The sequence below is a fragment of the Cellulosimicrobium arenosum genome, assembly GCF_014837295.1.
Classification (GTDB): Bacteria; Actinomycetota; Actinomycetes; order Actinomycetales; family Cellulomonadaceae; genus Cellulosimicrobium; species Cellulosimicrobium arenosum.
Genome location: NZ_JACYHB010000013.1, coordinates 82,466 through 102,588, shown reverse-complemented (window position 1 = coordinate 102,588; position 20,123 = coordinate 82,466). Strand labels below are relative to the sequence as shown.

The 20,123-nt window shown below is 72.9% G+C and carries 20 protein-coding genes; 12 read left to right on the top strand and 8 right to left on the bottom strand.

Translation table 11 applies throughout. From position 1 onward, the window contains the following. Window positions 1-40: 40 nt before the first annotated feature. The 4 genes from IF651_RS14430 to IF651_RS18275 form a co-directional block, all read right to left on the bottom strand. A complete protein-coding gene (locus IF651_RS14430) occupies window positions 41-880 on the bottom strand; it encodes an aldo/keto reductase (protein ID WP_191829827.1) in 840 nt (279 codons plus the stop codon). Window positions 881-1,098: 218 nt separating this feature from the next. Continuing rightward, window positions 1,099-1,725, bottom strand: coding sequence for a peptide-methionine (S)-S-oxide reductase MsrA (gene msrA, locus IF651_RS14425; RefSeq protein WP_191829860.1), 627 nt, complete (start codon window positions 1,723-1,725; stop codon window positions 1,099-1,101). A gap of 211 nt (window positions 1,726-1,936) precedes the next feature. Next, window positions 1,937-2,203 (bottom strand): SDR family oxidoreductase, encoded by a 267-nt coding sequence (locus IF651_RS18280; protein WP_191829826.1) that lies wholly within the window; start codon window positions 2,201-2,203, stop codon window positions 1,937-1,939. Further along, window positions 2,200-2,589, bottom strand: a complete 390-nt coding sequence (locus tag IF651_RS18275; protein ID WP_206715346.1) for an SDR family NAD(P)-dependent oxidoreductase — start codon at window positions 2,587-2,589, stop codon at window positions 2,200-2,202. Before IF651_RS18275 ends, IF651_RS18280 begins: the two co-directional genes overlap by 4 nt. Before the next feature lie 156 nt (window positions 2,590-2,745). Between IF651_RS18275 and IF651_RS14410 the strand changes: the two genes are divergently transcribed. Beyond that, window positions 2,746-4,005: an AI-2E family transporter gene (locus IF651_RS14410; protein WP_338403981.1), complete on the top strand. Its 1,260-nt coding sequence runs from the start codon at window positions 2,746-2,748 to the stop codon at window positions 4,003-4,005. Then, complete coding sequence (ilvA, locus tag IF651_RS14405) at window positions 4,002-5,285, top strand: threonine ammonia-lyase (protein WP_338403980.1); 1,284 nt, start codon at window positions 4,002-4,004, stop codon at window positions 5,283-5,285. Before IF651_RS14410 ends, ilvA begins: the two co-directional genes overlap by 4 nt. A gap of 73 nt (window positions 5,286-5,358) precedes the next feature. Here ilvA and greA read toward each other — a convergent pair whose 3' ends face one another. Beyond that, window positions 5,359-5,841, bottom strand: coding sequence for a transcription elongation factor GreA (gene greA / locus IF651_RS14400; RefSeq protein ID WP_191829825.1), 483 nt, complete (start codon window positions 5,839-5,841; stop codon window positions 5,359-5,361). A gap of 247 nt (window positions 5,842-6,088) precedes the next feature. Continuing rightward, window positions 6,089-6,517, bottom strand: coding sequence for a DUF4307 domain-containing protein (locus tag IF651_RS14395; RefSeq protein WP_191829824.1), 429 nt, complete (start codon window positions 6,515-6,517; stop codon window positions 6,089-6,091). Window positions 6,518-6,669: 152 nt separating this feature from the next. On the opposite strand from IF651_RS14395, the gene mca reads away from it, so the two are divergent. Genes mca through IF651_RS14380 form a run of 3 tightly spaced genes read left to right on the top strand, consistent with a single transcriptional unit; the run spans window position 6,670 to window position 8,815 of the window. Further along, a complete protein-coding gene (gene mca / locus IF651_RS14390) occupies window positions 6,670-7,611 on the top strand; it encodes a mycothiol conjugate amidase Mca (RefSeq protein WP_338403979.1) in 942 nt (313 codons plus the stop codon). After that, on the top strand, window positions 7,608-7,985 hold the full coding sequence (locus IF651_RS14385; protein WP_191829823.1) for a hypothetical protein: 378 nt from the start codon (window positions 7,608-7,610) through the stop codon (window positions 7,983-7,985). Before mca ends, IF651_RS14385 begins: the two co-directional genes overlap by 4 nt. Before the next feature lie 8 nt (window positions 7,986-7,993). After that, a complete protein-coding gene (locus IF651_RS14380) occupies window positions 7,994-8,815 on the top strand; it encodes a nitrilase-related carbon-nitrogen hydrolase (protein WP_191829822.1) in 822 nt (273 codons plus the stop codon). Window positions 8,816-8,854: 39 nt separating this feature from the next. On the opposite strand, the gene trhA is transcribed toward IF651_RS14380, so the two are convergent. Next, window positions 8,855-9,556 carry a PAQR family membrane homeostasis protein TrhA gene (gene trhA / locus IF651_RS14375; RefSeq protein WP_191829821.1) on the bottom strand — a complete coding sequence of 234 codons (702 nt, stop codon included), beginning with the start codon at window positions 9,554-9,556 and terminating at the stop codon, window positions 8,855-8,857. Between the two features lie 166 nt (window positions 9,557-9,722). Between trhA and IF651_RS14370 the strand changes: the two genes are divergently transcribed. Further along, complete coding sequence (locus tag IF651_RS14370) at window positions 9,723-10,484, top strand: isoprenyl transferase (RefSeq protein WP_191829820.1); 762 nt, start codon at window positions 9,723-9,725, stop codon at window positions 10,482-10,484. Window positions 10,485-10,619: 135 nt separating this feature from the next. Further along, entirely contained in the window at window positions 10,620-11,810 is a 1,191-nt protein-coding gene (locus IF651_RS14365) for a glycerate kinase (protein ID WP_191829855.1), read from the top strand. 66 nt (window positions 11,811-11,876) lie between these two features. Here IF651_RS14365 and IF651_RS14360 read toward each other — a convergent pair whose 3' ends face one another. Further along, the gene (locus IF651_RS14360; protein ID WP_191829819.1) at window positions 11,877-13,079 is read right to left on the bottom strand and encodes an AAA family ATPase; all 1,203 of its coding nucleotides are present in this window, start codon (window positions 13,077-13,079) and stop codon (window positions 11,877-11,879) included. A 135-nt stretch (window positions 13,080-13,214) separates the two neighbouring features. Between IF651_RS14360 and IF651_RS14355 the strand changes: the two genes are divergently transcribed. From IF651_RS14355 to IF651_RS14335, 5 genes are all read left to right on the top strand, one after another. Then, window positions 13,215-14,246 carry a LacI family DNA-binding transcriptional regulator gene (locus tag IF651_RS14355; protein ID WP_191829818.1) on the top strand — a complete coding sequence of 344 codons (1,032 nt, stop codon included), beginning with the start codon at window positions 13,215-13,217 and terminating at the stop codon, window positions 14,244-14,246. 428 nt (window positions 14,247-14,674) lie between these two features. Then, window positions 14,675-16,366: an alpha-amylase family glycosyl hydrolase gene (locus IF651_RS14350; protein ID WP_191829817.1), complete on the top strand. Its 1,692-nt coding sequence runs from the start codon at window positions 14,675-14,677 to the stop codon at window positions 16,364-16,366. A 154-nt stretch (window positions 16,367-16,520) separates the two neighbouring features. Continuing rightward, a complete protein-coding gene (locus tag IF651_RS14345) occupies window positions 16,521-17,921 on the top strand; it encodes an ABC transporter substrate-binding protein (RefSeq protein ID WP_191829816.1) in 1,401 nt (466 codons plus the stop codon). Between the two features lie 244 nt (window positions 17,922-18,165). Next, window positions 18,166-19,041, top strand: coding sequence for an ABC transporter permease subunit (locus IF651_RS14340; RefSeq protein ID WP_191829854.1), 876 nt, complete (start codon window positions 18,166-18,168; stop codon window positions 19,039-19,041). 86 nt (window positions 19,042-19,127) lie between these two features. Next, on the top strand, window positions 19,128-20,090 hold the full coding sequence (locus IF651_RS14335; RefSeq protein ID WP_191829853.1) for a carbohydrate ABC transporter permease: 963 nt from the start codon (window positions 19,128-19,130) through the stop codon (window positions 20,088-20,090). The last annotated feature ends 33 nt before the right edge of the window (window positions 20,091-20,123 follow it).

The following is a 20,123-nucleotide window of genomic DNA, read 5'->3' as shown; positions in this document are numbered from 1 at the left end:
CCATGCCCGGCGCGCGGGGGCATGTGCCCGACGCCTCCGCTCAGAGCTCCTCGTAGACGGCGGGGTCCTGGCCGTTCGTGCGTCCGTCCACGCGCGCGAGCTCCGTGAGCGCGGTCATCTCGCGCGGTGAGAGCTCGAACGAGAAGACGTCGAGGTTCTCGCGCTGGCGCCCGGGCGAGGACGCCTTGGGGATCGGCACGACGCCGAGCTCCACGTGCCAGCGCAGGATCGCCTGCGCGGGCGAGACGCCGTGCGCGTCGGCCACGCCGACGACCACGGGATCGGTCAGCAGCTCGTTCGCCCGCCCGATGGGGCTCCACGCCTCGGTGACGATCCCCCGCGCCGCGTCGGCGGCGCGCTGGTCTGCCTGCGGGAAGTAGGGGTGCAGCTCGACCTGGTTGACGACCGGCGTGACCCCGGTCGCGGCGATCACCTCGTCGAGGTGGTCGGGCAGGAAGTTCGAGACGCCCACGTGGCGGACCAGCCCGCGCTCCCGGCACTCGACGAGGGCCTCGTACGCCTCGACGTACGTCCCGCGCCCCGGGTTGGGCCAGTGGACGAGGTAGAGGTCGATGTGGTCGAGCCCCGTCCGGAACAGCGACTCCTCGACGGCGCGCACGGCGGCGTCGTGCTCCAGGTAGCGGCCCGGGAGCTTGGACGTGACGATCAGGTCCTCGCGCGGGACCGACGAGCGGCGGACCGCCGCGCCGACCGCGCCCTCGTTCTCGTAGCTGAACGCGGAGTCGACCAGGCGGTAGCCGGCGTCGATCGCGCGCGCGATCGTGTCCGCGCCGTCCGAGCCGCGCAGCCTGTACGTGCCGAACCCGATCGAGGGGATCCGGGTTCCGTCCTGGGCAGTGTGAGAGGTGGCCGAGTTCATGGCTCCATCTAGTCACGGCGACGGCGACCAGGCACGCGCGGGGACGGCGCGCGCATCTCGTGCGAGGTCTGGACATACGCCGAGCTCGTGAGCCGAGAGGGCTACCGCCACCCGCTCGGACGGCTGCGCGCGCCCGTCACCCACGCCGGGTCGATCAGAAGCTGACCGTGGCGCGCCACCGTCGGCGCGCCACGGTCGTCACGTGCTGAGAGTGCGTGCTACGCCGCGTCGGGGAACGGGACGCCCGTCGTCGCGTGGCAGCGGTAGCCGTGCGGGTTCTTGTCGAGATACTGCTGGTGGTAGTTCTCGGCGTAGTAGAACGGACCGGCCTCGGACGCGGGCCGCATGTCGGTCGTGATCGGGTCGTAGCCCTTCGCGGCGAGCACCTCGCCGTAGCGCTCGGCCGTCGCACGGACCGCCTTCTCCTGCTCGGGCGTCGTCCAGTACACCGCGGAGCGGTACTGCGTGCCGACGTCGTTCCCCTGCCGGTAGCCCTGCGTCGGGTCGTGGCGCTCCCAGAAGATCTTGAGAAGCTCCTCCTCGGAGACCTTCGCGGGGTCGTAGGCCACGAGCGCGGTCTCGGTGTGCCCCGTGCGGGCGGTGCACGCCTCCTCGTAGGTCGGGTTCGGCGTCGTCCCGCCCATGTACCCGACGGCGGTGCTCACCACGCCCGGGACCTGCCAGTAGATCTCCTCGGCGCCCCAGAAACAGCCCATCGCGAGGTAGAGCACGCGGGTGCCCTCGGGCCAGGGGCCGGTGATCGAGGTGCCGAGCACGGTGTGGGGTCGGGGCGTGCGCAGGACGGGGGACTCGCGTCCGGGCAGCGTGTCCTCCGGCGCGACCATGGTGGTCTTGCCGGACGAGCCGAAGAGGGCGTCGAAGATCGAGTTCACCACATACCTCCTGAAGATGCCGGGACGACCGGGGCGCTGAGGGGGACCGGCGAGAGGCCCCGGGCCCACGACGCATCGACCTGGCAGCGGGTAGAACGCGGGCAGGGCTCCGAGTGTTCCGGGTCGGGGGCGCGGGCCGTGCGCCACGGCCCGGACCGAGCCCTCACGGGACGATCGAGTCGATGTACCCGCCGTCGACGCGCACCGCCGCGCCTGTCGTCGCAGACGCGAGCGGTGACGCGAGATAGGCGACCATGTGGGCGATCTCCTCGGGCTCGATGAGCCGTTGCAGGAGCGACTGGGGCCGGTGCTCGCGCATGAAGACGCGCTGCGCCTCGTCCCACGGCAGGTCGTCGCCGACGAGCTCGCGCGCGAACGACTCGACGCCGCCGGTGTGCGTCGGGCCCGCCAGGACGCTGTTCACCGTCACGCCCGTCCCTGCGGCGGCCTTGGCGAAGCCCGCACCCCCGCCAGGACGTCCACCTCGAAGAACCGTCGCCACTCGGCGTCGTCGATCTCCAACGGGTCGGCGCTCGAGAAGATGCCGAGGTTGTTGACCAGGACGTCGACACCGGGGACCGCCTCGAGCAGGGCCGCCGCGCCGTCGTCGGTGGCGAGGTCGGCCGCGACCCCGCGCACGTCCGCTCCCGGCACGTGCGCGCGCACGTCGGCCGCGGCACGCTGCGAGGTCTCGTCCGACCGTCCGTTGACGACGACGCTCGCCCCGCAGTCCGCGAGCGTGCGCGCGATCGCCAGCCCGATCCCCTGCGCAGAGCCGGTCACCAGCGCGGTCCTGCCGTCCAGGTCGATCTGCATCCAGGCCTCCGTCTCGTCCGTGCCGCCGCGTGCGGCCGTTCCGGCACCACTGTCCCGCCCGCCCGGGGGCCGTGCCAGCCGACCGGGACGGAGGAGATCGTGCGCAGGAACGCGTGGGCGCGCGCGACGCCTTAGCCGCTCACCTAGTGTTGGGGCGTGACGACAGCGAACGACCAACCTGCCGAGCCGGCGCCGATCCCTCCCCCCGCACCCGGGGCCTCCGCCGTGACGGACGCCGTGCGCGCGGCGGCAGCATGGTCGTGGCGGCTGCTGCTCATCGGCGGTCTGATCGCCGCGACCCTCTGGGTGATGACCGAGCTCAAGGTCATCGTCGTGCCCATCGCCGTGGCCCTGCTCCTCACCGTCCTGCTCACGCCGGTCCAGCACTTCTTCCAGCGACGCCTGCACATGTCTCGCGCGTGGGCGTCCGCCGCGGCACTGTTCGGCATGCTCATCGTGGTCGCCGGCCTCGTCACGCTCGCCGGGCAGCAGATCGTCAGCGGGTTCCAGGACCTGCGCGAGCAGGCCGTCGCCGGGTTCGACCAGCTCCTCGACTGGCTCGCCGACGGGCCGCTCGGCCTCGACTCCGCGACGCTCAGCTCCTACCTCGACCAGGCGGAGTCGGCGCTCTCGGACAACCAGAGCAGCATCGTCTCCGGCGCGCTCGGCGCGGCGACGACGGTCGGCCACGTCCTCGCGGGCGCGCTCATCGCCCTGTTCTGCACGTTCTTCTTCCTGCTGGACGGCCGCACCATCTGGTCCTGGACGGTCGGCCTCCTGCCGCTGCGCTCGCGGGACCGGGTCCACCAGGCGGGCCGGCGGGGCATCATCACGCTCGCGGCGTACACGCGCACGCAGATCCTCGTCGCTGCGGTCGACGCCGTCGGCATCGGGATCGGGGCCGCGTTCTTCGTCCCGACCCTCGCCCTGCCGCTCGCCATCCTGGTGTTCGTCGGGTCGTTCATCCCCGTCGTCGGCGCCGTCGTCACCGGCGTCGTCGCGGTGCTCGTCGTGCTGGTCGCCGAAGGCTGGGTGCCAGCCCTGATCATGCTCGGGATCGTGCTGCTCGTGCAGCAGATCGAGGGACACATCCTGCAGCCGTTCCTCATGGGGCACGCCGTCTCGCTGCACCCCGTCGCCGTGCTGCTCGTGGTGGCTGCGGGAGGCTTCGCCGCGGGCATCGTGGGCGCCCTGTTCGCCGTCCCGATCGCGGCGGTGCTCAACACCGTGATCCTCTATCTCCACGGGCACGACAAGTTCCCGGCGCTCGGTACGGAGGAACGCGTCGTCGTGCGCGGCGATCCCCAACCACGGGTGATCGAGGACCCCGACGCCGACACCTCCCGGTCGTCCGCTCACGACTCCCCGGTCGTGCGCGGGGACGACGCGAGCGGTGGGCGAGGCACCACGCGGTGACGGGCGAGGCCGTCCACGACCTGACGCTCGACGAGCTGCGGGCGGCGGCCCGGCTGCTCGACGGCGTCGCCACCGGCACTCCGGTCCAGTCGAGCCGGGCGATCAGCGCGGCCGCCGGGGTCGAGGTCCTGCTCAAGTGCGAGAACCTGCAGCGCGCCGGATCGTTCAAGGTCCGCGGCGCGTACGTGCGCATGGCCCGGCTCTCCGACGCGGAGAAGTCGCGCGGGGTGATCGCCGCGAGCGCGGGCAACCATGCCCAGGGAGTGGCGCTCGCGGCCGGGCTGCTCGGGATCCGCGCGATCGTCTACATGCCGGTCGACGCCGCGCTGCCGAAGGTCGCGGCGACCCGTCAGTACGGGGCCGAGGTCCGCCTCGTCGGCTCGACGGTCGACGAGACGCTGGCCGCGGCGCACTCGGAGTCCCGACGGACGGGCGCCGTGCTCATCCACCCGTTCGACCACCGCGACATCGTGGCGGGCCAGGGGACCATCGCGCTCGAGATCCTCGACCAGGTGCCCGACGTCGCGACCGTCGTCGCACCTCTCGGTGGCGGCGGGCTCGTGGCGGGCCTCGCCGCGGCGTTCGCCGCCACCGCGCCGCACGTGCGCGTCGTGGGCGTGCAGGCGGAACGTGCGGCGGCCTTTCCCGGGTCGCTCGCCGCGGGCCGGCCGACGTCGGTGCGGCTGCGCTCGACGATGGCCGACGGGATCGCCGTCGGTACGCCGGGCGTGGTGCCGTTCGCCCTCCTGGAGCGGTACGGCGTCGAGGTGCGCACGGTCAGCGAGGACGAGCTGTCCCGCGCGCTGCTCATGGTCGCCGAGCGGGCGAAGCTCCTCGTGGAGCCGGCCGGGGCGGCGGGCGTCGCGGCGCTGCTGGCCGCGCCGCGCGTGGTCGACGTCGCGGACCCGGCACGGTCCGCCGGTGCGCAGCCGCTCGAGGGGCCCGTCGTCGTCGTGCTGTCCGGCGGGAACGTGGACCCGCTGGTGCTGCTGCGGGTCGTGCGGCACGGGCTCGCCGCCGCGGGGCGGTACGTCCAGCTCCAGGTGCTGCTCGACGACCGTCCGGGAGCGCTGTCGAGGATGCTCGAGTCGATCGCCACCACCGGGGGCAACGTCATGCACATCGACCACGACCGCACCGACGTCGGGCTGGCGATCGGTGAGACCTGGGTGCGCATGCAGGTCGAGACGAAGGGCCCCGAGCACTGCGACGAGCTCGTCGCGAAGCTCCGGGCGGACGGCTACCGCGTGGAGCTCAGCGGTCGCAGCTCCTCCGCCTGACGGTGGGGACGACGACGGCCCGGCACCCCTCGCGGGGTGCCGGGCCGTCGTGGCGTGGAGCGGTGCGGGACGTTCAGCCCGTGAAGGGCGTCGCGGCGGTGATCTTCACCGCGATCTCGTTCCCGTTCGGTGCCGTGTAGCTCGACTCGTCGCCGATGGCCTTGCCGTCGATGGCGGCGCCCAGCGGCGAGGTGGGGGAGTAGACGTCGAGCTCCGTCGTCCCGGCGATCTCGCGCGAGCCGAGCAGGAACGTCATCTCGTCGCCCGCGACGGTCGCGGTGACGACCATGCCGGCCTCGACCGTCCCGTCGTCGGGGGGCGTGCCGACCTGGACGTTGCGCAGCTTCTCGGTGAGCTCGCGGATGCGGGCCTCGTTCTTGGCCTGCTCCTCGCGCGCGGCGTGGTAGCCGCCGTTCTCCTTGAGGTCGCCCTCGTCGCGCGCGGCGGCGATGCGCTCGGCGATCTCGGTGCGGCCCTCGCCGGAGAGGTGGGCGAGCTCGGCCTGCAGCCTGTCGTGCGCCTCCTGGGTCAACCAGGTGACTGAGGTGTCGGTCACGGTCCGCTCCTTCCTTCCAAGGTGGACGGCCGCGCAGCGCGCGGCCGTTCGGGTCCGGGGACGGGCAGCCGGGCGCACTCGTGCGTCGCGCCTGCCTGCCCGGGTCGGTGACGCTGCCCGGGTGGCAGCGCGTACGGCTGGTCTGAGAACTTCGTGGCCCGCTCGTCACGCGCGCACCGAGGCGTCGCGCGGCCGACGACGCGGGCGCAGGAATCCCTCAGGATAGCAAAGAGCCGCCCCGTCGGAGTCAGTCGGCTGCGAGGCAGGACTGCACGACACCCGTGGTCGCGAGCTCGGACGTCGCGACGCTCACGGTCCACCTCGACTCGGTCGTGTCGACCGGGCCCACGGTGACGTCGAGCGTGCCGACCTGTGCAAAGCTCTCGGAGAGCGCGTCCACCGAGCACCGCGCCGTCGTCCCGGCATCCATGTAGACCTCGAAGGTGACGTCGACCCGTTCCGAGTCGACGACGTCGAACCCGACGTCCTGGAAGCGCACGTCCTGGTCGGCGTGGTCGAGTCCCACCAGCACCGTGACCACGACCCCGACGACGGCGGCGAGGGAGATCCCGGCGACCGCCCACCGGCGGCGCCGCGGTGTCGACGGTGGACCGTAGCGTCCCTCGGGCAGTGCCGGAGGGGCTGCCGGTCGCGGCACGGTGCTCTCGTCCGTCATGTGACTGGTCTCGCTGCTCTGCTCGTCCTCGGCCGCTCGGCGGCCGTTCGACCGGGCCGCCGCTGGTTCGTCAGCCGTGGGTGGGTTGGGGGATCATTGTCCTCGACCATCCTCGCAGAGTGCTGCGAGGATCGAGACATTCGGGAGGACCAGTGGCCGAACCGGCCGGACGGACGGCGCCGAGCGGGCGGACCGACGATCACGACGAGCCGCTGCGGCTCCTCGCCGTGCACGCCCACCCCGACGACGAGTCGAGCAAGGGTGCCGCGACGACGGCGCGATACGCGGCCGAGGGTGTCGAGGTCCTCGTCGTGACGTGCACCGGCGGCGAGCGGGGGGACATCCTCAACCCCAGCTTCGGTCCGGGCCCCGACGGCGTGGAGGCGATGCGCGAGCTGAGACGTGGCGAGATGGCTGCGGCGGCGCGCGCGCTCGGGGTCCGCCAGCAGTGGCTGGGCTTCGTGGACTCGGGGCTGCCCCAGGGCGACCCGCTGCCGCCGCTGCCCGAGGGCTGCTTCGGTCTCGTGCCGCTGGAGGAGGCGGCCGCGCCGCTCGTCGAGCTGGTCCGTGAGTTCCGTCCGCACGTGATCACGACGTACGACCCGTCGGGCGGCTACCCGCACCCCGATCACGTCATGTGCCACCGGGTGGCGTTCGAGGCGTTCCACGCGGCGGGCGACCCGGACCGCTACCGGCGCGAGGGCGGGTCCGCGCCCTGGTCACCGCTCAAGCTGTACTACAACCACGACTTCTCGATGAACCGGATCCGCACGCTGCACGAGGCGATGCAGGGCGCCGGGCTGGAGTCGCCGTTCGGGGACTGGGTCGAGTCGCGCTCCGCCCGCGAGATCCCGGAGCGCGAGGTGACGACGCGGGTCGACGCCGCCGCGTTCTACCCGCAGCGCGACGCCGCGCTCGTCGCGCACGCCACGCAGATCGACCCGGACGGCTTCTTCTTCGCGATCCCGCGCGATCTCGAGGTCGACGTGTGGCCGTACGAGGAGTACGAGCTCGCCGAGTCGCGCGTGCCGACCACGCTGCCCGAGGACGACCTGTTCGCAGGTGTCCGGGGCGGGGCCGGGGGAGCGGCATGAGCGCGACGGCGCTCACCCTGCTGCCCGTCCAGGGGCTCGCCGGCGGACCGGGGTGGGCCGCGGACGTGGTGGCGGAGACCTCGACGCCCGCGCCCTCGGACGATCCGCTGCGTGAGGACCTCGACCCGACCGACGTGTCGCCCGGCCTGGTCGGGTTCCTCGCGATCTTCGTCGTCGCCGTCGCGGCGATCGGGATCTTCTTCGCTCTCTCCCGTCAGCTGCGGCGCATGCGCCACAACGCCGACGTCCAGGGGATCGGTCCGGACGGGCCGCTGGACCGCGCCGACGGGGACGGAAAGGCCCCGGGCGGGGCCGCGCCCGATGCACGCGGCACCGAGGGCGGCCCGGGCACCGGCCGGGACGCGGACAGGTAGGGCCGGGCGTGGCGCACGACGTCCGGGTCACCATCGGACAGCTCGAGGTCAGCGGTGACCGCACGGCCAATCTCCAGGCGGTGGCGTCCGCGTTCCGCGAGGCGGCCAGGGTCGGGGCCGACCTGCTGGTGCTGCCCGAGTACGCGTCGGCGTTCGACCCGCGCGGGACGGGACCGGAGTACGCCGAGCCGCTCGACGGGCCGTTCGTCTCCGGTCTGCGCCGCCTCGCGCGCGAGCACGACCTCGCGGTGATCGCCGGGACGCTGCTGCCGGGCGACGACGGGGCGGCGGGTACCTCCCGGGCGGTGAACGCCGTGGTGGCGGTGGACCGTGCCGGCGCGCTGACCGGCGTGTACCGCAAGGTCCACCTCTACGACGCGTTCGGCCACCGCGAGTCGGACCTGCTGGAGCCGGGCGACCCGGCGGCGGCGCCGCTCGTCGTGCAGGTGGGCGACCTGAGGTTCGGCGTGCTGACCTGCTACGACCTCCGGTTCCCGGAGAGCGCGCGACGACTGGTCGACGCGGGTGCACAGGTGCTCGTCGTCCCCGCGGCGTGGGCGGCGGGCGAGCTGAAGGCCGACCACTGGCGCACCCTGTCCCGGGCGCGCGCCATCGAGAACACGGCGGTCGTGATCGCCGTGGGGCAGGCCGGCAAGGGCGTCACGGGACGATCGGTCCTCGTGGGCCCCGACGGGCAGGTCGGACTCGAGCTGGGGGAGCGGGCAGAGCTGCGCAGCGCCGACCTGGACCCGGACGAGCTCGCCGCTGCACGTGAGCGCGACCCGTCCCTCGCCAACCGCCGCTACACCGTCGTGCCGCTGCCGCGCTGACCCGGCCTCACGCCGGGCGCGAGGCGTGGGCGCCGTGACTCAGCGGGCCGCGAGTGCCGCGATCATGATCGCGGCGTAGTGGCACCCGAAGCCGACGACCGTCAGCGCGTGGAACACCTCGTGGAAGCCGAACCAGCGCGGGATGGGGTTGGGCCGCTTGATGCCGTAGACCACGGCACCGAGCGTGTAGGCGAGACCGCCCACGGCCACGAGCCAGACGACGGCGGCACCCCCGGCCTCGCCGAACGCCGGCAGGTACCACACGGCGACCCAGCCGAGGGCGACGTAGACCGGGACGTACACCCAGCGCGGTGCGCCGAGCCACAGGATGCGCGCGGCGAGCCCGAGGACCGCACCGCCCCAGACGATGATCAGGAGCGTGCGCGCGGTCGCGGGGTCGAGCAGCAGCACGGCGAGCGGTGTGTAGGTGCCGGCGATGATCAGGAAGATGTTCGAGTGGTCCGCCCGCCGCAGCACGCCCGCGACACGGGGCGACCAGGTGCCGCGGTGGTAGACGGCGCTCGTCCCGAACAGCAGGCACGCGCTGAGACCGAAGACGGCGCACGAGACCTTTCCCGCGACGGGTGGTGCGAGGACGACGAGGACGATGCTCGCGGCGAGCACGACGGGGAAGACGCCCGCGTGGATCCAGCCGCGCAGGCGTGGCTTGATCGACTCGGCGACACGCGTGACCGTCTCGGCCACGGGGTGGGTGTCGTGCTCGTCCTGCGCTCGTGCCACCGGGCCTCCTCGGGTCGTGCGTCCGCTGTAACCTACGCAATCGTAGGTTACGCAGGCGTAGGTTACGGATGGTCCGCCCTGCGCCCGCTGTGAAGATCCTGCACAGAGGCGTCCGGCCGACCTCGCGACGAGCCGCCCCTGTTGCGCGGGGCGATAACGTGTGGCAGTGCGCCTTCCCCACCCCGTCTACGGACTCTACGAGAGACGGCTGGCCACGTCCCTCCAGCGCCAGTCGGTCCCGCGCCACGTGGGCGTGATCCTGGACGGCAACCGGCGCTGGGCGCGGTCGTTCGGCGAGACGGCGGCGACCGGGCACCGCCGCGGCGCGGACAAGATCGACGAGTTCCTCGGCTGGAGCGAGGATCTCGGCGTCGAGGTCGTCACGCTCTGGATGCTCTCGACCGACAACCTGTCCCGGTCGCAGGAGGAGCTGACGGCCCTGCTGGACATCATCGAGGACGCCGTCACGGACCTCGCCGCGTCCGGTCGGTGGCGCCTGCGCGTCATGGGCCGGCTCGACCTGCTCCCCGAACGTCTCGCCGCCACGCTGCGCGAGGCGCAGCGCGGCACGGCCACGGTCGACGGCCTGCACGTGAACGTCGCCATCGGCTACGGCGGACGGCACGAGATCGCCGACGCCGTGCGCTCCTACCTGCGTGAGCAGGCGGACGCGGGCGCGAGCCTCGCCGAGCTGGCGGAGAACCTCGACGTCGAGCACATCGAGGAGCACCTGTACACCAAGGGCCAGCCGGACCCCGAGCTCGTCATCCGCACGTCCGGCGAGCAGCGGCTCGGCGGCTTCCTGCTGTGGCAGAGCGCGCACTCGGAGTTCTACTTCTGCGAGGCGTACTGGCCCTCCTTCCGCCGCATCGACTACCTGCGCGCGCTGCGCAGCTTCTCCCAGCGGGAACGGCGCCTGGGCAGGTGACCTGGCGGTGACCCGCCGGCGACCGGGCCCCGGCCGCGGTCGGCGACCCCCGGGTGTGTCGCACGACACGGACCTGTCGCGTCGTCGGACCGGACCGGACCGGGGGCGCAGACCTAGACTCGGGGCGTGTCCTCAGTGCCGAGCACCGATCCCGCCCCCGACGTCCCGCGCGACCGACGACCGCTGCGCGTGGTCGTCGCACCCGACTCCTTCAAAGGCAGCCTGAGCGCTGCCGACGTCGCCCGCGCCGTGGCCGACGGCGTGCGCTCCGTCGTCCCCGACGCGCACGTCGTCCAGCGGCCGATGGCCGACGGCGGCGAGGGAACCCTCGACGCCCTGCTCGCCGTGTGGGGCGTCCCGGCGCGCGAGGTGAGCACGGTCGACGCGATCGGCCGACCGCACACCGCGCGCTACGGGGTCTCCGGTGACGGCCGCGTCGGCGTCGTGGAGCTGGCCGAGGCGAGCGGGCTGCCGCAGGTCGACGACGTGGCGCTCCAGCCCTTGCACGCCCACACGCTCGGCACGGGCGCGGCAGCGTCCGCGGCGCTGGACGCGGGCGTCGAGGAGGTCCTGGTGTGCCTCGGCGGCTCGGCGTCCACCGACGGCGGCGCGGGTCTGCTCACCGGTCTCGGGGCGCGACTGCTCGACGATGCCGGTGCCCCGGTGCCCGACGGCGGAGAGGGCCTCGCGCAGGTCGTGCGCCTGGACCTGGCCGGGCTGCACCCGCGCGCTCGGTCCGTGCGGTGGCGTCTCGCCGTCGACGTGACGAACCCGTTGCACGGCGAGCGTGGTGCCGCGCACGTCTTCGGCCCGCAGAAGGGCGCGCGACCGGCCGACGTCGACTTCCTCGACGGCGCCCTGCGGCACTGGGAGTCGGTGCTCGCCGCCGAGACCGGCGTCCACGTCGGCGACCTGCCCGGCGCCGGTGCGGCCGGGGGAGTCCCGGCGGGCCTGGTCGCGGTCGTGGGCGCCGGGCTGGAGCCGGGCGCCGGACTCGTCGCCGACGCGATCGGGCTTCCCGACGACATCGCCGCTGCCGACCTCGTCGTCACCGGGGAGGGGTCCTTCGACTCGCAGTCCGTGAACGGCAAGGTCGCGGACGCGATCGGCGCGCTCGCTGCCGGGGTGCCGGGGCGGCCTCCAGTGGTCGTGCTCGCCGGGCGGGTCCTGCTGCCCGCCGAGCAGGCTCGCGCGGCGGGGATCGCCGCGGCCTTCAGCATCGCGCCGGGGCCGATCGCGCTGGACGACCTGCTGGACCGCACCGCGTCGAGGCTCACCGACCTCGCCGCGACCGTCACGAGCCTGGTGCTGGCCTCGCGCAGGTAGGACTCGGCGCACCGTGCCCGTGCGACGGTGCGGACGGCAGCCGCTGGGTGCCGTACCCGGGTGCGATCACCGGCGGGGCCAGTGCCACACGGGCTGGTCGAGCAGCCCTTCATGGCCCGCGACGGCCGTCTCGCCCGACGACTTCTCGAGCGCGACCTCCATCACCTCGTGCTCGCCGGGAAGGTCCCGGACGCCCGACGCCGCGGCCTGGCGCAGCGCGGCGACGAGCCGCGCGGAGTGGGTGACCACGACGACCTGCGTGCCGCGCGCCGCGGCGTGCACGAGCGCGCCGAGCGCCGGCACGAGGTCGGGGTGCAGGCTCGTCTCGGGCTCGTTGAGCACGAGCAGCGCGGGCGGGCGGGGGCTGAGGAGAGCGGCGACCCACAGCAGGTAGCGCAGGGTGCCGTCGGACAGCTCGGCCCCGCTGAGCGGGCGGAGCAGGCCGCGCTGGTGGAACGCGATCTCGAACCGACCGTCGTCGGCGCGGACCTCGACCCGTGTGCCGGGGAAGGCCGCCGCGACCGCGGCGTCGAGCTCGTCCGCGCGCCCGAGGTCGCGGACGGTCTCGAGCGCCGCCGCGAGGTCGGCGCCGTCGTGTGCGAGGACGGGCGTCCGCGTGCCGAGCTGCACGGCGCGGGCCGGAGCGAGCGGGTCCGTACGGAACTGGTCGTAGAACCGCCACGACCGTAGGCTCTCGCGGACGGCGACCACCTCGGGGGCTCCGACGGGGTCCACGTGCTCGGTGAGCATGCTGTCGAACGTCCGCAGCCGGGCGGGGGAGGTCGCCCATGCGCCGTCGTCGTCCCGCAGGCGGACGGCCGGCCCGCGTCGCTCCGCCTGGAGCGTGCCCGGGCGCAGCGTCGGTCCCGACCAGACCGACTCGACCTTGATCTCCGGGTCGAGCGCGAACGCCGACCCGCCCTCCTGCGGCAGGCCCAGGTCGACCGCGTACCCGAGGTCGACCGGGCCACGTCCGGCGAAGCCGAGCCGTACCGCGACCGGTCCGCTCCGGAGCCTGCCCTCCAGGTCGCCGTCGCGCGACGCGCGGACGCCGTGCTCCGGGCCCGCCCACAGCGTGGAGCGCAGCCCGCCCTCGCGCGCGAGGGCACCCACCGCGCCGTCGAGCGCGCAGTGCGCGAGCAGCCGGAGCGCCCGGTACAGGTTGGACTTGCCCGCGCCGTTCGGCCCGGTGACGACGGTGACCCGTCCCAGCTCGAGCACGACCGAGCGCAACGAGCGGTACCCCTCGACGGCGACCGTCCCGATCATGCGGACCTCATGCGCCACACCCTAGGCAGCACTACCCACGACCCGAGAATCTCCATGCTGCGAGACGAGCGCAAGGAACCGCCGGTACCGCGCGGTCCACGCAAGTGGCTTGCGTGGACGCGTATAGTCGACGGCATGTCGAGGCGTCTGGCAGAGGTTGCCACCAAGGTCGGAGTCAGCGAAGCGACCGTGAGCCGGGTGCTCAACGGGAAGCCGGGTGTCTCGCAGACGACCAGGGACTCCGTGCTGACGGCGCTCGACGTCCTCGGGTACGAGCGCCCGACCAAGCTGCGGGGCGAGCGGGGCCGGCTCGTCGGTCTCGTCCTGCCGGAGCTCGTCAACCCGATCTTCCCGGCGTTCGCCGAGGTCATCGGGGGTGCCCTCGCCCAGCAGGGCTTCACGCCCGTGCTGTGCACGCGGACCGCGGGCGGGGTCACCGAGGCCGAGTACATCGACCTCCTGCTGGGCCAGCACGTCTCGGGCGTGATCTTCGCGGGCGGGTTCTACGCCGAGCGCCGTGCGGACCACGCCCACTTCCGCAGGCTGTCCACCCTGGGCCTGCCCGTCGTGCTCATGAACGCCTCGATCGAGGAGCTCGACTTCCCACGGGTGTCGTGCGACGACATGGTCGCGATGAACCAGGCGCTGGGCCACGTCGCCTCGCTGGGGCACGAGCGCGTCGGGCTGCTCCTCGGACCGGCGGACCACGTCCCCTCTGAGCGCAAGCTCGCCGCGGCGCACGTGTTCGCCGAGCGCAACGGGCTGGTCGTCGACCCGGACCTCGTCGCCCACAGCCAGTACTCGCTCGAGAGCGGTCAGGCGGCGGCCAACCGGCTGCTCGAGTCGGGAGCGACGGCGATCGTGTGCGCGAGCGACCCGCTCGCGCTCGGGGCCGTCCGCGCGGTCCGCCGGGCCGGCCTCGACGTGCCCGGCGACGTGTCGGTCGTGGGCTACGACGACTCGAACCTCATGAACCTCACCGACCCCGCCCTGACGACGGTGCGCCAACCCATCGAGCCCATGGGGCGCGCGGCGGTCGACCTCCTCGCCGGGATGATCGCGGGCGCGGACGTCTCCCACGACGAGCTCCTGTTCGAGCCCGAGCTCGTCGTGCGCCGGTCGACCGCGGCCGCGCGCTCGACCGGCCGCGAGGTCGTCTCGCACTGACCGCGGGTCGTCCTCCTCGACCCACCGCCCCGGCCACGCGGCGTGGTTCCCACCCGCCCGGACCGGGCCCGTCCCGGTTGCGCACCTCTGCGCACACCTGCGCAACCCTGCGCACCCTCGTGGGCCTGGCGCGCCCTCGTCGCAGCACCTCAGGAGCCTGACGAGCCGCGAGGTGGGGACGCGGTCTCGACGAGCCGCGCTCGCGCAAAGGCTCGTAGATGTCTCGACGTCAAGAGATAGCGTTTCTATAACGGCACTGTCAGGTTCTTGCGCTAAAACTGTCGCGTAGTTACTGTCGTCCTCGACGGCGTGGTCTTCCCCGGAGGACGGCGGGCGTCCCGGGGCCGAGAGATCGGCGTCGGAGGCACGACCGGGTGCTCCGCACAGCAGCGGGGCACCGACGAGACGTCCACGAGGAAGAGGACCCGGTGAGCAACGACCGCCCCGACACCGCCACCCACGCAGAACGCCCGTGGTGGCGCAGCGCGGTCATCTACCAGGTCTACGTGCGCAGCTTCGCGGACGGCGACGGCGACGGCACCGGCGACCTCGCGGGCGTCCGTTCGCGCCTGGCCTACCTGCGCGACCTCGGCGTCGACGCGATCTGGTTCACCCCCTGGTACGTCTCGCCGCTGGCCGACGGCGGCTACGACGTCGCGGACTACCGCGCGATCGACCCGCAGTTCGGCACGCTCGCCGAGGCGGAGGAGCTCATCGCCGAGGCGCGCGACCTGGGCATCCGCACGATCATCGACGTCGTCCCCAACCACGTCTCGGCCGCGCACGAGTGGTTCCGGTCCGCGCTGGCCGCAGGACCCGGCTCGGCCGAGCGCGAGCGCTTCTGGTTCCACCCCGGCAAGGGGGAGGGCGGCGCCGAGATGCCGACGCACTGGGTGTCGGACTTCCAGGGCACCACATGGACCCGCACCACGAACCCGGACGGCACGCCCGGCGAGTGGTACCTGCACCTGTTCACGCCCCAGCAGCCCGACCTGAACTGGACCCACCCGGACGTGCGCCACGAGCACGAGGAGATCCTGCGGTTCTGGTTCGACCGCGGTGCGGCGGGCATCCGCATCGACTCGGCCGCCCTGCTGGTCAAGGACCCTGCGCTGCCCGAGGTGCCGGTGCACCCGGGCCCGGGGGAGCACCCGCACGTCGACCGCGACGAGATCCACGACATCTACCGGTCGTGGCGCGCCGTGGCCGAGTCGTACGACGAGCCTCGGGTCCTCGTCGGCGAGGTGTGGCTCGCCGACCGCGCGCGGTTCGCGCAGTACCTGCGGCCCGACGAGATGCACACGGCCTTCAACTTCGACTTCATGGCCCGCCCGTGGGACGCGAAGTCGCTGCGCGAGTCGATCCAGACCACGCTCGACGCCCACGCACCGGTCGCCGCGCCCGCCACCTGGGTCCTGTCCAACCACGACGTCACGCGCCCCGTGACGCGCTACGGGCGCGACGACAGCTCCTTCGCGTTCCTCACCAAGCGTTTCGGCACCCCCACGGACCTGGCCGTGGGCCGTCGTCGGGCACGTGCGGCCGCCCTGCTCACGGCGGCGCTGCCGGGCTCCCTCTACCTCTACCAGGGGGACGAGCTCGGCCTGCCCGAGGTCGAGGACCTGCCCGCGGCCGCGATCCAGGACCCCATGCACTTCCGCTCGGGCGGCGTCGACCCCGGGCGGGACGGCTGCCGCGTCCCGATCCCGTGGTCGCGCGGCGGGACCACCTACGGGTTCGGGCCCGACGGCGGCACCGCGGCATGGCTGCCCCAGCCGGACGGGTGGGGTGACCTGTCCGTGCAGGCGCAGGCGGACGACGACGCGTCGATGCTCGCGCTCTACCGCCTCGTCCTGGCCACCCGACGGGCCGAGCCCGCTCTGCACGACGACTCGCTGCGCTGGCTCGACGCCCTCGACGGCGTCGAGCTCGGGGACGACGTCCTCGCGTTCGCCCGCGGGGACGGGACCGACGACCTGGTGTGCATCGTGAACCTCGGTGCCGACGAGGTCGCCCTTCCCGCCCGGGCGCGCGTCCTGCTGCACAGCGAGCACGGCAAGCCGGGCTCGGACGCGCGCGCCCCGCTCACGACCGACACCGCGGTCTGGCTCCGCCCGTGAGCCCGCCGCGCCCACGACCCCGGGTGGCGACCCCCGCCGCCCGGTGAACCTCACCTCCCGCCCGCGAGCCACGCGGACCGGGACCACCGGGCCACCCGGTACACCCGCACCACCCACCCACCCAGCACAGGCACCACCGGACACAGGAGCCACGATGAGGTCCACACGTCAGGCGATCGCCCTCACCCTCGCGGGAGCGCTCGCAGTCAGCACGCTGGCGGCGTGCTCGAGCAGCGGCTCGGGCGACGACGACGGCGACGGAGGCAGCACCGACGGCGGGAAGGTCACCCTCAAGGTGGTCTCCCTGCTGCCGGGCTCCGAGCAGGAGGCGATCGACGCCTTCAACGCCCAGGTCGAGGAGTTCGAGACGGCGAACCCCGACATCGACATCGAGCCCGAGGAGTACGAGTGGAAGGCGACGACGTTCGCCGCCCAGCTCGCGGGCAACACGTTGCCCGACGTCTTCGAGATCCCGTTCACGGACGCGAAGACGCTCGTGGAGAACGGCCAGCTCGCCGACCTCGACGCGCAGTTCCGCGAGCTGCCGTACGCGGACAAGTTCAACCCGGCGATCATCGAGGCGGGCACGGGACCGGACGGCCACGTGTACGCGATCCCGGCGAAGAACGTCTACGGCGTCGGGCTGCACTACAACCGTGACCTCTTCGAGGCCGCCGGTCTCGACCCCGACGACCCGCCGACCACGTGGGACGAGGTCCGCGAGGACGCGAAGACGATCTCGGACGCCAACGAGGGCGTCGCCGGCTACATGCAGATGTCGCAGAACAACACGGGCGGCTGGCAGCTGACGGTGAACACGTTCGCGCGCGGCGGGCGCACCCAGGAGGTCGCGGACGACGGCTCCGCGACGTCCACGCTGTCGAACGAGGGCACGAAGGACGCGCTCGAGTGGCTGCAGGCCATGCGGTGGGAGGACAACTCCCTCGGCAGCAACTTCCTCCTCGACTGGGGCACGATCAACCAGGCGTTCGCCGCCGGCCAGGTCGCGATGTACACGTCGGGCTCCGACGTCTACACCGCGCTCGTCCAGACGAACGCGATCGACCCCGAGATGTACGGCCTCGCCGCGCTCCCGCTCGAGGGCGACGACGCAGGCGTCCTCACCGGCGGCACGCTCGCCGCGATGCCGGCGGACGTCGACGACGCGAAGAAGGAGGCCGCGATGAAGTGGATCGACTTCTTCTACCTCGGCAAGCTCGTCGACGAGGACCGTGCGGTCGCCGACGCGGAGACGCTCGTCGCCAACGACCAGCCCGTCGGGACCCCGGTCCTGCCGATGTTCTCCCAGGAGCAGTACGAGCAGAACCAGGAGTGGATCGCCGACCAGATCAACGTCCCGCTCGACCAGATGACCAGCTACACCGACACGATGTTCGACCTGCCTCTCGTGGGGGAACCGTCGCAGAAGACGCAGGAGATCTACGCGCTGCTCGACCCTGTCGTGCAGGCCGTCCTCACGGACGAGAACGCGGACATCGACGCCCTCCTCGAGGACGCCGACGCCCAGGCCCAGGCCCTGCTCGACCAGGGCTGACGGCCGGGCCGACCGAACCGGGCCGGTCACCAGCGCCCCCTGGTGGCCGGCCCGCACCCGACCGGTGCCCGACGACGGGACGCACCTCCCGTCGTCGGGCACCTCCCACCGGACCGAAGGAACCACCGTGACCGCCACCACCTCCCCGCCACCACCCCCGGGCCCCGCGCACGCGCGCCCCGGAGGCACCGGCAGCGCCCACCGTGCCGCACGCAGCGGTCGGCCGCGCAGCCTCGCCACCTGGGTGCGTGGCGGCGGGCTGAGCACGCTCGTGTTCCTCCTGCCGCTGATCGTGATCTTCGGGCTCTTCTCGTGGTTCCCGATCGTGCGCGCGGTGATCATGAGCTTCCAGGAGACGAACCTGGTGACTGCGCCGACGTTCGTCGGGCTGGACAACTTCCGCCAGGTGCTGAACGACCCGATCCTGTGGAAGGCCGTGCGGAACACGATGTACTTCGCGTTCCTCGCGCTGCTGTTCGGGTACCCGATCCCGCTCGTCGCGGCCGTGCTCATGCGCGAGGTGCGCCGGGCCAAGGGCCTGTACTCGGCGCTCGCGTACCTGCCGGTCGTCGTGCCGCCGGTGGTCGCGGTCCTGCTGTGGAAGTTCTTCTACAACGCGAGCCCCACGGGCGTGTTCAACACGATGCTCGGCTGGGTCGGTCTCGGCCCGTACCCCTGGCTGCAGGACGCGTCGTGGGCCATGCCCTCGCTCGTGCTCGCGGCCACCTGGGCCGGTGCGGGCGGGACCATCATCATCTACCTCGCCGCGCTCACGAGCGTGCCGCCCGAGCTGTACGACGCGTCGGAGGTCGACGGCGCCGGGCTGTGGCGCAAGATCTGGCACGTCACGCTCCCGCAGCTGCGCGGCGTCCTGTTCATCACCCTGATCCTGCAGGTCATCGGTACCGCGCAGGTGTTCCTCGAGCCCTACCTGTTCACGGGCGGCGGGCCGAACAACGCGACCGTGACGGTCCTGCTGCTGATCTACCGCTACGCGTTCCAGAACAGCCTCGGCGGGGACTACGGGGCTGCGACGGCGCTGTCCCTCATGCTCGCCGCCGTCCTCGCGGTGTTCTCGATCCTCTACTTCCGTCTCACCCGGTCCTGGAGCACGTCATGACTCTCTCGCCCACCGACAACCCCAGCGAGATCGACGTCGTCTCCGGCGACAGCGAGCGCACCGCGGACGCGAGCGGGGCGAGCGACATGGAGGTGCGCGCCCGCCGGATCGCTCGCGAGCGCCGCGCCGCGCAGTCCGGGCGCGGCCGCCGCACGTCCCGCCCGTCGGACGGCGAGGACCGCGGCGCGCTGTCCCGGGCGGACTGGCGCCGCCCCTCGATCCGGTGGGGGATGGGCGGTACGCACGCCGTGCTGCTCGTCCTGCTCGTCTTCGTCGGGCTCGGCCCGATGCTCCTGCTCGCGAAGTTCGCGGTCACCCCGACGCAGGACATCCTGCGGACCCCGATGGAGATCTTCCCGAACGGGATCGCGTGGGAGAACCTCGACAAGGCGTGGAACGACGTCGAGGTGAGCAAGTACTTCCTCAACACGATCTGGCTCGCGGTCGGGTCGTGGGCGTCGCAGATCCTCGTCGCCACGACCGGCGGCTACGCGCTGTCGGTGCTGCGGCCGCGGTACGGCAGGCTGATCCAGGCGCTCGTGCTGTCCACGATGTTCGTGCCGGCGATCGTGCTCCTGGTCCCCCTCTACCTGACGATCCTCGACCCGCCCCTGCTCGGGCAGTCCCTGATCGACAGCTTCTGGGCCGTGTGGCTGCCCGCGGGCGCGAGCGCGTTCAACGTGCTGCTCGTCCAGCGGTTCTTCGACAGCCTGCCGCGCGAGGTCTTCGAGGCCGCACGGGTCGACGGCGCCGGGACGTTCCGGCTGTTCTGGTCGATCGTCCTGCCGATGTCCAAGCCGATCATCGGCGTGGTGTCGGTGTTCGCGGTGATCGCGGCCTGGAAGGACTTCCTGTGGCCGCTCCTCGTGCTCAAGGACCCGGACATCCAGCCGTTGTCCGTGCGCCTGCCGTCCATCGAGGCGACGACGGACCTCGGGGTGTTCCTGGCGGCGCTCGCGATCTCGACGGTCATCCCGGTCGCGCTGTTCCTGGTCTTCCAACGCCTGTTCCTCCAGGGTGCAGGACTGGGTGGAGCGGTCAAGGGCTGACCCCGCCAGAAGCCGCCGACCATACGGTCGTGG

Bases quoted from the DNA above. Each gene is read 5' to 3' on its own strand.
- IF651_RS14385 (WP_191829823.1), top strand. From the start codon at position 7,608: ATGAGCGCGACGGCGCTCACCCTGCTGCCCGTCCAGGGGCTCGCCGGC.
- IF651_RS14355 (WP_191829818.1), top strand. From the start codon at position 13,215: ATGTCGAGGCGTCTGGCAGAGGTTGCCACCAAGGTCGGAGTCAGCGAA.
- IF651_RS14430 (WP_191829827.1), bottom strand. From the start codon at position 880: ATGAACTCGGCCACCTCTCACACTGCCCAGGACGGAACCCGGATCCCC.
- msrA (WP_191829860.1), bottom strand. From the start codon at position 1,725: ATGGTCGCGCCGGAGGACACGCTGCCCGGACGCGAGTCCCCCGTCCTG.
- IF651_RS14345 (WP_191829816.1), top strand. From the start codon at position 16,521: ATGAGGTCCACACGTCAGGCGATCGCCCTCACCCTCGCGGGAGCGCTC.
- IF651_RS18275 (WP_206715346.1), bottom strand. From the start codon at position 2,589: ATGCAGATCGACCTGGACGGCAGGACCGCGCTGGTGACCGGCTCTGCG.
- IF651_RS14360 (WP_191829819.1), bottom strand. From the start codon at position 13,079: ATGATCGGGACGGTCGCCGTCGAGGGGTACCGCTCGTTGCGCTCGGTC.
- IF651_RS14335 (WP_191829853.1), top strand. From the start codon at position 19,128: ATGGAGGTGCGCGCCCGCCGGATCGCTCGCGAGCGCCGCGCCGCGCAG.
- IF651_RS14395 (WP_191829824.1), bottom strand. From the start codon at position 6,517: ATGACGGACGAGAGCACCGTGCCGCGACCGGCAGCCCCTCCGGCACTG.